This is a genomic window from Nocardia vinacea NBRC 16497 (assembly GCF_000308835.1).
Taxonomy (GTDB): domain Bacteria; phylum Actinomycetota; class Actinomycetes; order Mycobacteriales; family Mycobacteriaceae; genus Nocardia; species Nocardia vinacea.
This window is the reverse complement of record NZ_BAGN01000157.1, coordinates 1-9,676: the sequence shown is the minus strand read 5'-3', so window position 1 is coordinate 9,676 and position 9,676 is coordinate 1. Positions and strand designations below refer to the sequence as shown.

At 66.9% G+C, this 9,676-nt stretch carries 12 protein-coding genes and 1 pseudogene; 6 read left to right on the top strand and 7 right to left on the bottom strand.

What is annotated here, in order from left to right:
- Window positions 1–108: SDR family oxidoreductase (locus tag ON44_RS53500; RefSeq protein WP_157187232.1), on the top strand; the 108-nt coding region annotated here is incomplete at its 5' end.
- A gap of 13 nt (window positions 109–121) precedes the next feature.
- Here the strand turns inward: ON44_RS53500 and ON44_RS53495 are convergent.
- A complete protein-coding gene (locus ON44_RS53495) occupies window positions 122–460 on the bottom strand; it encodes a helix-turn-helix transcriptional regulator (RefSeq protein WP_281005270.1) in 339 nt (112 codons plus the stop codon).
- Window positions 405–1,097: an AraC family ligand binding domain-containing protein gene (locus ON44_RS54050; protein WP_373283191.1), complete on the bottom strand. Its 693-nt coding sequence runs from the start codon at window positions 1,095–1,097 to the stop codon at window positions 405–407. The genes ON44_RS53495 and ON44_RS54050 overlap by 56 nt, the downstream gene beginning before the upstream one ends.
- 172 nt (window positions 1,098–1,269) lie before the next feature.
- Here ON44_RS54050 and ON44_RS20790 point away from each other — a divergent pair, with 172 nt between their 5' ends.
- Entirely contained in the window at window positions 1,270–1,839 is a 570-nt protein-coding gene (locus ON44_RS20790) for a class I SAM-dependent methyltransferase (RefSeq protein WP_040692578.1), read from the top strand.
- Between the two features lie 6 nt (window positions 1,840–1,845).
- Here the strand turns inward: ON44_RS20790 and ON44_RS20785 are convergent, their stop codons facing one another.
- Window positions 1,846–2,406 (bottom strand): SWIM zinc finger-containing protein, encoded by a 561-nt coding sequence (locus ON44_RS20785; protein ID WP_040692572.1) that lies wholly within the window; start codon window positions 2,404–2,406, stop codon window positions 1,846–1,848.
- A complete protein-coding gene (locus ON44_RS20780; protein WP_051182251.1) occupies window positions 2,406–4,322 on the bottom strand; it encodes a DEAD/DEAH box helicase in 1,917 nt (638 codons plus the stop codon). The genes ON44_RS20785 and ON44_RS20780 overlap by 1 nt, the downstream gene beginning before the upstream one ends.
- 119 nt (window positions 4,323–4,441) lie before the next feature.
- Between ON44_RS20780 and ON44_RS20775 the strand changes: the two genes are divergently transcribed.
- Window positions 4,442–5,206 carry a TetR/AcrR family transcriptional regulator gene (locus ON44_RS20775; RefSeq protein ID WP_040692568.1) on the top strand — a complete coding sequence of 255 codons (765 nt, stop codon included), beginning with the start codon at window positions 4,442–4,444 and terminating at the stop codon, window positions 5,204–5,206.
- 68 nt (window positions 5,207–5,274) lie between these two features.
- On the opposite strand, the gene ON44_RS52710 is transcribed toward ON44_RS20775, so the two are convergent.
- The gene (locus tag ON44_RS52710) at window positions 5,275–5,469 is read right to left on the bottom strand and encodes a DUF7455 domain-containing protein (protein WP_029903635.1); all 195 of its coding nucleotides are present in this window, start codon (window positions 5,467–5,469) and stop codon (window positions 5,275–5,277) included.
- A gap of 276 nt (window positions 5,470–5,745) precedes the next feature.
- On the opposite strand from ON44_RS52710, the gene ON44_RS20765 reads away from it, so the two are divergent.
- Entirely contained in the window at window positions 5,746–6,117 is a 372-nt protein-coding gene (locus ON44_RS20765; protein ID WP_040692576.1) for a DUF952 domain-containing protein, read from the top strand.
- A 1-nt stretch (window position 6,118) separates the two neighbouring features.
- Here the strand turns inward: ON44_RS20765 and ON44_RS20760 are convergent, their stop codons facing one another.
- Complete coding sequence (locus ON44_RS20760; RefSeq protein WP_040692565.1) at window positions 6,119–6,763, bottom strand: response regulator; 645 nt, start codon at window positions 6,761–6,763, stop codon at window positions 6,119–6,121.
- The gene (locus ON44_RS20755) at window positions 6,760–7,956 is read right to left on the bottom strand and encodes a sensor histidine kinase (protein ID WP_063721598.1); all 1,197 of its coding nucleotides are present in this window, start codon (window positions 7,954–7,956) and stop codon (window positions 6,760–6,762) included. Before ON44_RS20755 ends, ON44_RS20760 begins: the two co-directional genes overlap by 4 nt.
- Before the next feature lie 154 nt (window positions 7,957–8,110).
- Here ON44_RS20755 and ON44_RS20750 point away from each other — a divergent pair, with 154 nt between their 5' ends.
- Both ON44_RS20750 and ON44_RS20745 read left to right on the top strand, forming a co-directional pair.
- The gene (locus ON44_RS20750; RefSeq protein WP_040692563.1) at window positions 8,111–8,593 is read left to right on the top strand and encodes a cation:proton antiporter regulatory subunit; all 483 of its coding nucleotides are present in this window, start codon (window positions 8,111–8,113) and stop codon (window positions 8,591–8,593) included.
- A gap of 4 nt (window positions 8,594–8,597) precedes the next feature.
- Window positions 8,598–9,676 (top strand): annotated as a pseudogene (locus tag ON44_RS20745) (cation:proton antiporter); the annotation flags it as partial.

Below are 9,676 nucleotides of genomic sequence, written 5' to 3'. Positions count from 1 at the left end.
TTCGGCACCACCGATGACATCGCCGCCACCGTAACCTTCCTCGCAGGCCCCTCCGGCCGCAGCATCACCGGAGCGACCTTCACCGTCGACGGCGGCACCAACGCCTGACTCCGCAGCGCGATTATCCGGTGAAGTAACGGCCGGGGGAGACGCCGACAGTGCGGTGAAAGGCGGCCACATAGGCGCTCGGGGTGGCGTAGCCGACGCGGCCCGCGATGCGGGCGATCGGCAGTCCCTCGGCGAGCAGGGGGAGGGAGGCGGCTAGGCGGATCTGGGTTCGCCACTGGCCGAAGGAGATTCCGGTTTCCACGAGGAACAGACGGGCCAGGGTGCGGGGGCTGGTTGCGGCGTCGGCGGCGAATTCGGTGAGGGTGCGGGGGTCGGCGGGATTGCGGGTCAGGGCGTCAGCGACCTGTCCGGCTCGGGCATCCGCCGGTCGGCGGGCGCCGACGGGAATCACGTCGACCGGCTCGAGCAGGTCGAATATGACCGCCTCCGCGCGCTCGCGCCGTGCGGCGGTGTTGTCGTCGGCGGGATTTCGAGTCGGCGCTGCGGCGCTCCCTTCGGCGCGAGCATCCGTGAGCGGGCGTGCGCTGACCGGAGTCTCGGCGTGCTCGAATCGAACCGCTTCCGCGCTCGCCTCGTGCGACGGCGACGTTGCCGGCGGGATTTCGCGTCGCCGTGGCGAGGACCCCGTCGGTTCGGGTGTCGGTGAACGGGTGGGTGGCTGTGAGCGGGTGGGCGCTGGGCGGGGGCTCGTCGGCGTGCTCGCGCCGCTCCGCGTCCGCTCCGCGCGCGAGGGCTGTGTCGGGCCCGGTGAGATGGTCGAAGAGTTCGCGCAGCAATGGCGACACTCGCAGCATTGTCGGGGCGATAAGCGAGACCGGGCATCGATCGGGTGCCACGAAGATCCCGCGCATGGTCGCGCCCTGGGTGGTTCCGGTTCGGTGGCGGGTGCCGCCGGGGATCCACAGGGCGCGGGTGGGTGGCAGCACCCAGTATCCGTCGCCGATTTCGACGGCGATGACGCCCCTTGCTGCCCAGGCGATTTGGTGCTGCGGATGTTCATGGGTGTCGAACCAGTAGCCCGCGGACATGACGCCCGCGCCGAAGACCATGGCGGTATCTCCGATCGCGGCCGGAAATACCACCGATCCGTCGTTCGGCTGGGACGTCCCGGGGTGGGGCACCACGAATTGGCCGTTTCGCGACACAACTTGTCACCGTAGCCTGTCGTGGTCACAGCTGGCCGCTCCTAGCGTGAATCGCATGGCGATGAACTACGTACACAAATTGATGTGCCGATCGGCGGCGTGGGAGCGTACGAGTACGACGCGGATCGTCCCGTGGGCGCTGTCCGGTCTCGACCTCGGTGCGTCCGCACTCGAGATCGGCCCCGGCTACGGTGCCAATATCCGCGCCTTGCGAGAGCGCACCAGCAAGCTGACCGGTGTCGAGATCGATCCGGTGCTCGTCGATCGGCTGCGCACCCGGCATGGCGCCGCGATGACGGTGATCGAGGGCGACGGCGCGGATATGCCCTTGCCGCCCAGACAATTCGACTCGGTCGTGTGCTTCACGATGTTGCACCACGTACCCACTGTCGGGGCACAGGACGCTCTTTTCGGCGAAGCCCTGCGTGTCCTGCGGCCCGGCGGCGTATTCGCAGGCAGCGACGGCCTCGACGGCCGCGTATTCCGCCTGCTGCACCTCGGCGACACCTGCGTGCCGGTACCGCCGGAGCACGCCGCCGAGCGGCTCACCCGAGCCGGTTTCACCGATGTCGAGATCGAAACCGGCGCAGGAAGTTTCCGCTTCCGTGCCCGTCGCCCCGAGTGAATCCTCTCAGCGCACCGCTGTTGCGGCCTCGAAGTAGTCCGCAGGATCCAGTGCATTGATCGGGGTCCAGCGGAGTGATTCGACCGGCGCTGTCGAATCCTCTGGTGCCGCTTGGAAATAGCCCTGGATCTCCAGTGCCAGGCGGGGGTTCTCGTCCACGCGGCGGGCCATGTCGTAGAACACCGCGAGAACGTGCACGCAGCGGGCGGTGCGAGCCGAACAGGAGCAGTCCGTCCCGGCCGGGCCGGGTGCCGGCCTTATGCCGGCATCGACCAGAGATCGGTGCATTTCGTCGGTGAGAACTGTTGTATCCGAGATGATTTCGGCGATAGCGGTGATGGCTGAACGGGAAAGTGGCGCGACTTCGAGGTGGGTTACCGAGGCCTGCCCACCGCGGTGGATGGCGGCGCGCACGATGCGCCCTTCGATGGTCGCCTGGACACCGTTGTTGCGAGCAATGCTGCGGGCCCGGGGGAGCAGCGGGTCGGGCCGGGTCTGGCGCAGGGGTTCGGCGAGCCGAACCCAGTCCATGCCCCATGCCGTGTATCCGAATTCGTTGTCCGCCATCAGTTCTCCCTCTTGCGGCGCAGGATCTCGATGAGCTGGTCGTCGTCGAGCCGGGCCAGTGCGGCGATCCCGGCCGAATCGTTGAGGTCCGCGAGGGCGGATTTGCGGTCGTGCATGCCCGCGATGTGCTCCTCGACGGTGGTGCCCGAGGTCAGTGTGGTGATGGTGACGGTGCGGGTCTGGCCGATGCGGTGCACCCGGTCGGAGGCCTGGGCTTCGACGGCCGGATTCCACCAGCGGTCGAAGTGGATGACATCGGCGGCACGCGTCAGGGTGAGACCGGTGCCTGCGGCGCGCAGACTCAGGATCAACACGGGCGGACCGTCTTCGGCCTGGAAACTCGAAACGATCTCGGCACGCTCGGCCTGATTCAGTCCGCCGTGGAAGAACGGCGCCCGCACCCCGAACTGCTCGTGCAGGTGGCGGACCAGCAAGTCACCGGTGGCGCGATATTGGGTGAATATCAGTGTCGGGTCACCGGTTTCGAGATTATTGGCCACGATATCGGTGCACAGGTCCAGCTTTCCGGACCGGCCCGCCAATTCACCCAGCTCACCGGTGATCAGTCCCGGATGGTTGCAGACCTGCTTGAGGGCGGTCAGCGCGGCGAGCACCCGGCTCTGCCGTTGCGCGCCGTGGCCGAAGCCGTCATCGATCGCCTTGTCGAGCAGTTGGTCGTAGAGCCGTTCCTGTTCGGTGGTCAGATCGCAGAGCAGATCGCTGTGGATCTTCGCGGGCAGCGATGCGGCGACCTGAGCCTTCTTGCGCGCCAACAGCACCGGTTCGAGCGCATCGCGCAGTCGGCCCGCCGCGGCCGCCGAACCCTCGTGGATCGGCCGGACGAATCGACGGCGGAACTGGGTGCGATGCCCGAACAGCCGCGGCGCCACCAGATTCAGCAGCGCCCACAGTTCCTCGAGATGGTTCTCCACCGGCGTACCCGTCAGCGCGACCTTCGCTTCCGTCGTCAATGCCCGCGCTGCCTTGGACACCTGGGTGCGCGGATTCTTCAACGCCTGCGCCTCATCGAAAACGACTGTCGCCCAGGATCGATCGGCCAACACGGCACCGTGCAGCCGCAACATCGGATACCCGGTCACCACAACGGTCCCGGCCTCATCCGTGACCGCACCCCCACGCCACACCACCGGCCGTAGCCCCGGCGCGAACCGCGTGATCTCATGTGCCCAGTTCCCGACCAATGACGTCGGACATACCACGAGCTGCGCCCCACCCCCGGCCCGCCCGAGCAGAAAACCGATGGTCTGCACCGTCTTACCGAGACCCATCTCATCGGCCAATACCGCCCCGCCGTGTGCCGCGACGGTCTCGTGCAACCAGCCCGCGCCCCGCACCTGGTAGGGCCGCAGCTCCGCCTTCAGCCCCGCCCGCAATTCCGCCCCGACACACCGTGTTTCACGCAACACCCGCGCAGCACGCTCGGCGGACACGATCGACGTCCCGGCGGCATCGGGCACAGCGTGCGCGGCGATCGGCAGCAACACCGTATCGCCTGGACCGACCACCGACTCGGACCGCGCCTGTGTGCCGCCCACCTGATCAGTCGAAGCGTCGGCCACCTGCGTCCGCGTTGTCGCAGCGGCTTCGAAGGCTGCATCGGCGGATCGGGCGTCGGCCGAGCGTACAGGCGGGTGTGCACCGGAAGATCTGGTATCCGCCTGCGCATCGCACGGTTCGACTCCGTCCAGCAGCACCGCGCGCCATGCGTATACGGACGAGCCCGTGTCGCCGAGGTCCAACTTCAACAGCTCGTCCGGATCAACGAGTGCGCACTCGACATCGGTGACCTCGATCGCGCCGTGCGGTCCCGTCGGCACTGCCAAGGAGAGTGTTTCCCGATCGCCGTCGGGCGCCCGGCCGGGCGCGGATCCGTTCCAAGTCCACAGCGCGAACATGTGGCGGTCGGGTAGGTAGGTGGCCTGTGTGCTGGGCAGAGCGGTCCCCTAGATCGTCGTATGGTGTACGGAGTATTGTAACAACGTACAGCGTACCGAATTAATTCCGAGAGGACCACGTGACCGACCAGGCGAAACAGTTGATGAGCCTGCTCTGGCGACATGCTGTGCCGCCGCGATCCGGTGGGCGCGGACCGAAGCAGACGGTAAGTGTCGACGAGGTTGTCATCGCCGCGATCGCCCTCGCCGATCGGGAGGGGTACGAGAAGGTGTCGATCCGCGCGGTCGCTGCCGAACTCGGCCTGCGCCCGATGAGCCTCTACACCTATGTGCCGAGCAAGGAGGCTTTGACCGTGTTGATGGTCGACACGGTCGCACTGGAGGACGTACCCATCCCGACCGATCTCCCGGTCCGTGACCGAATGTCTGCGATCGCCGAACAGGTCCGCGCGGAACTGATCGCGCACCCGTGGATGCTCGAGGTGCCACCGTGGCGGCTGGTGCTCGGTCCGGGCCGGATGTGCCGATATGAACGGCAGCTGGCCGCGATCGAGGGGATCGGGTTATCCGATCTGGCTATGGATCGGGTGATCGCGGTGCTGTCGGAATTCGCGACCGGCAATGCGCGGATGGCGATCGCCGGAATCCGCAGTACAGCGGAGCTGACCGACGCGCAGTGGTGGGAGCAGCACGGTCCGCTGCTGACCGAGGTCATGTCGGTCGAGGAGTTCCCGATCGCCTCGCGGGTCGGTGCTGCGGTAGGCGAACGCTATCAAGCGCCGTCGGACCCGGCGGGCGACTTCGCCTTCGGTCTGGGGAAACTGCTCGACGGCATCCTGTCCGCAGCAGCGGGACCGGAAACGCCGACAGCGGGCGACCTGTAGGCCGCCCGCTGTCGTCTATCAGCGATGTTCTGTTGTTCGATGCTGTTGTGTCGGGACGCGAGGACTGGTCAGAGCGCGGGAGCCGATTCCGTATCGATCACGGCTTCGAGCTCACGCAAGCGATCCATGTGTTCATTCGCGTGGTGCTGGCAGAAGAGCAACTCGCCACCTGCGGGCAATACGGCACGAACTCGTGCGGCAGCACCGCAACGGTCGCAACGATCGACCGCGGTCAGTGGGGTGCTTGTCAGGGTTCCTGGCATGACTCCTCCGTCCTGGCTCCCGGCACTACAGTCCGTTCACCTGGTGTGGGGCCCGTGGTCACTCCGCGGGCTCGCTACCGCTACTTCCCAGCAGGGGTATGACTACTCTGTCAGACGTTCGGGACGGGGGCTTTGTTCCCGGAAGTGATTCTGTGTGTTTTCGATAACACCACCTGGGATTTCGCTACTGGCGAACATCACCGGTTACGTATCGAACTCCACTCGACCACGATCACGAACAGGCCTATCCAGTTGTCTACCGGGAGATTACCCGTGATCCATGACACTCACACTCTCGTTCACATTTGCACTCTCGCCGAATGGCTGACCGCGCGGCAAACCGGCGAGTACCGCCCGGAGTCGTTCGAGGAGATCGGGTTCATCCATCTCTCCACGCCACAGCAGGCGCATCTGCCCGCCAACCGACTGTTCGCCGGACGGCGTGACATGGTGCTGCTGCGCATCGATCCGGCCCGCGTCGGCGCGCCGGTGAAATGGGAACCGGGAGTGCCCACCGATCCGGAATCGATGCTGTTCCCACATCTGTACGGTCCGCTGCCGGTCGGTGCGGTCACCGCCGTGGTCGACTACCAGCCCGGGGCGGACGGCACCTTCGCCGCGCTCGACCCGAACTTTCCGGCGTCCTGACCTACCGCTCCCTGGCCTCGCGCGCCACGATGGCGGCCTGAACGCGAGACCGCACACCGAGTTTGGTGAGTACGCGTGAGACGTGTGTTTTGACTGTTGTCTCGCCGATGAACAGCCGCGTGGCGATCTGCGCATTGGACAGACCGTCGCCGAGACAGTCGAGCACCTCGCGTTCGCGTTCGGTCAGCTCGTCCATGCCGTCCGGCGCGGGCCGGCTCGGATCGCCATCGGTCGAGGCGAACGCATTGATCACCGCGGCGGTCACCTCGGGCGCGAGCACGCCGTCACCCGCGGCCACCGCGCGCACCGCATCGACAAGTGCCTGTCCCGACGCGGATTTCAGCACGAAGCCGGACGCGCCGGCGCGCAGCGTCCGGAAGACGTACTCGTCCAGGTCGAAGGTCGTCAGGATGAGCACCCTGGCCAGGCCGTCGTCGGTGATGCGGCCGGTGGCGGTGATGCCGTCGACGCCCGGCATACGCACATCCATCAGCACCACATCCGGGCGCAGCGCCTTGGCCTGTGCCACCGCGATATCGCCGTCGGCGGCCTCACCGACCACTTCGATGCCCTCGGCGGTCTCCAGGATCATCCGCAGTCCGGCCCGGATCGCGCCGTGGTCATCGGCGATCAGTACCCGGATCATGACACCCCCGTCGTCGAGATCGGCAGTCGCGCAGAGACTTCCCAGCCGTCGGCGCCGGGTCCGGCGGTGAAGGTGCCGCCGAGTGCCGCGGCGCGTTCCCGCATATTCATCAGACCACTGTGGCGCGCGTCGTCGGGCGGTCGATTGCGCACCGGTGCCGTGGGATTGCGCACCGAGAGGGCCAGATCCGTTGCCTCCGTACGCACGTCGATATCGACCTCCTGTCCCGGTGCGTGTTTCATGGCATTCGTCAGTGCTTCCTGGACGATTCGGTAGGCGGCCTGGTCGACCGCGCTCGGCAGCGCCGTCCCGTTCAGCGAATCCCGCACGCGCACGGTGATTCCGGCGGCGCGGGCCGCGTCGACGAGAATCGGCAGCTGAGCCAGTTTGCGCGGCGCGGCCGCATCGTCCTCGGCGCCGTCGTCGCGGCGCAGCAGACCGATCATGGTGCGCATCTCCTGCAGCGCGCTGACACTATTGGACCGGATCGACGAAACGATCCCGGCGACAGTGGGATCGGTTTCCTGCCGGGCCAACACCCCGAGCGCCGCTTCGGATTGGATAGCGATGGCCGACAGGTGTCCGGCGATCACATCGTGCAGATCGCGCGCCATCGTCTTGCGTTCGTCGGCGATGGCGGCGCGCCGATCCAATTCGGCGACCAGTGTCATCGCCTGCGCGCGTTTGCGTTCGGCCTCGGCGATCTCCTTGTGCCCGCGCACCGACAGCGCCCACCACAGCGGCGTCGCGACGAAGGCGAACAGCGCGGCGATGGTGATCACCGCGACCCGCCAGTCGCCGAGCACCAGCGCCAGCGCGGTCAGTACGGCCGAGACTACCCCGCAAACCGTGACCAGCCAGCGCGAGCGCGCGGGCGCGGCATACAGCACACCCGCATAGATCAGATCCGAATAGATGAGCCAGACCGGCACCGTCGGACCGAGTGCGATATCGATGGCGAACGGGAGCAGCCCGATACCGAGCGCCGATATCGGCATCCGACGCCGCAGGAAGGTCGCCACGCAGATGAGCGCGAGCACCCCGAACCGCACCGGCAGCGATGGATGGCGGCTCAGGTCACTGGCCATCTCGAACAAGCCGGTCAGATAGAGCGCGGCGCCGAGTACGAGCGCGAAGGCGGCGACCAGCGCGTCCTGCGCGGTCGCCGACAAAGCATCCCACTGCCGTCGCATCGCCCCATCAGAGCACATGCCCCAGCGTTCCCGGGTCCGCCGAAGGAATGAGTCCGGGTCGATTCGATGACCTACGTAGCCGGATCCCTCCTGTCGCGACTATGACGGGTGGGCTGTTGGGCGGTCAGCCGCTTTTGCCGGTTAGGGTGGAGGTGTGAACGTCGATGTCACCGCCCTACCCGGGATCGGGGTACGCAAAGACTTTCAGCTGCGGTCGGGCCGCCGAGTCGGTGTGGTCGATCACCGCGACGGCGGCATCGATCTGATTGTCTCCAAACCCGATGACCCGGACTCCTGCGCCGCGCAAGTACCCCTGACTCCCGACGAGGCCGCGGTGCTCGCCAACCTGCTCGGCTCGCCGCAGCTGGTGGCGAAGCTACGCGAGGATCACCGGGACCTACCAGGGATCACCACGCGCCAGCTACCCATCGGCGAGGATTCGCCGTACGAGGGCCGCACCCTCGGCGAGACCGGAATGCGCACGCGCACCAAGGCTTCCATCGTCGCGGTGATGCGTGCGGGGCAGCTGCACCCCTCGCCGGGACCGGATTTCACTTTCACCGCCGACGACATACTCGTCGTCGTCGGTACCCCGGACGGTCTGGACGCGGCCGCGAAGATCCTGACGCACGGGTGAGAGCGTGAACGAAACCGCGCTCGCCCTCATCGAGCTCGGGGCGGTGTTATTCACCCTCGGCATGCTCGGGAGAGTGGCGGCACGCTTCGGCATGTCCCCGATTCCTCTCTATCTGCTCGGCGGGCTGGCCTTCGGCCAGGGTGGCTTGGTAGAACTGGGCGCCGCGAACGAATTCGGCCATATCGCAGGCGAAATCGGTGTCGTACTGCTGTTGCTACTGCTCGGCCTCGAATACACCGCGGCAGAATTGGTGACCGGATTGCGCCGCTCCTGGGCCGCGGGTCTGGTCGATCTCGTCGCGAACGCGACGCCCGGCGCGGTGGTCGCCCTACTACTCGGCTGGGGGATAACCGGAGCGATCACTCTTGCCGGGGTCACCTACATCTCGTCATCGGGCATCGTCGCCAAGGTGCTGAATGACCTCGGCCGCCTCGGTAACCGGGAAACCCCGGTGATCCTGTCGATTCTGGTCTTCGAGGATCTCGCGATGGCGATGTATCTGCCGATCCTCACCGCGATCCTGGCCGGTACGAGCTTGCTGAGCGGGCTGACCGTGCTCGGTCTGGCCCTGGCCACCGTCACCGTCGTCTTGGTCGTCGCGCTGCGCTACGGCCGGTACGTCTCGGCGATCGTCGACAGCGCCGACCGCGAGGTATTCCTGTTGAAGCTGCTCGGTGCGGCGCTGCTGGTGGCCGGGCTGGCATCGACGCTGAATGTTTCGGCGGCGGTCGGCGCATTCCTGCTAGGCATCGCGATCTCCGGTTCCACCGCGCGCGAGGCGACCAAACTGCTGGAACCGATCCGGGATCTGTTCGCGGCCATCTTTTTTCGTGGCCTTCGGGTTCAGCACCGATCCGCGGGCCATTCCGCCGGTGCTCGGCTGGGCGATCCTCCTCGCGGTCGTCACCGTGCTCACCAAGCTCGCCACCGGCTGGTGGGCGGCGAGTCGGCAGGGTATCCGCCGGATGGGCCGGGCGCGGGCGGGCGCGGCACTGGTCGCGCACGGTGAATTCTCCATTGTTATTGCGGGTTTGGCGGTCGGCATGGGTGCGGTCGACGGCCAACTCGCCGCACTCGCCTCTG

What these genes read in the sequence shown, in the direction of transcription:
- ON44_RS20785 (WP_040692572.1), bottom strand. Translation starts at nt 2,406, where the DNA reads ATGGCGGACAACGAATTCGGATACACGGCATGGGGCATGGACTGGGTT.
- ON44_RS20755 (WP_063721598.1), bottom strand. Translation starts at nt 7,956, where the DNA reads ATGCGACGGCAGTGGGATGCTTTGTCGGCGACCGCGCAGGACGCGCTG.
- ON44_RS52710 (WP_029903635.1), bottom strand. Translation starts at nt 5,469, where the DNA reads ATGCCAGGAACCCTGACAAGCACCCCACTGACCGCGGTCGATCGTTGC.
- ON44_RS54050 (WP_373283191.1), bottom strand. Translation starts at nt 1,097, where the DNA reads ATGTCCGCGGGCTACTGGTTCGACACCCATGAACATCCGCAGCACCAA.
- ON44_RS20780 (WP_051182251.1), bottom strand. Translation starts at nt 4,322, where the DNA reads ATGTTCGCGCTGTGGACTTGGAACGGATCCGCGCCCGGCCGGGCGCCC.
- ON44_RS20790 (WP_040692578.1), top strand. Translation starts at nt 1,270, where the DNA reads ATGGCGATGAACTACGTACACAAATTGATGTGCCGATCGGCGGCGTGG.
- ON44_RS20760 (WP_040692565.1), bottom strand. Translation starts at nt 6,763, where the DNA reads ATGATCCGGGTACTGATCGCCGATGACCACGGCGCGATCCGGGCCGGA.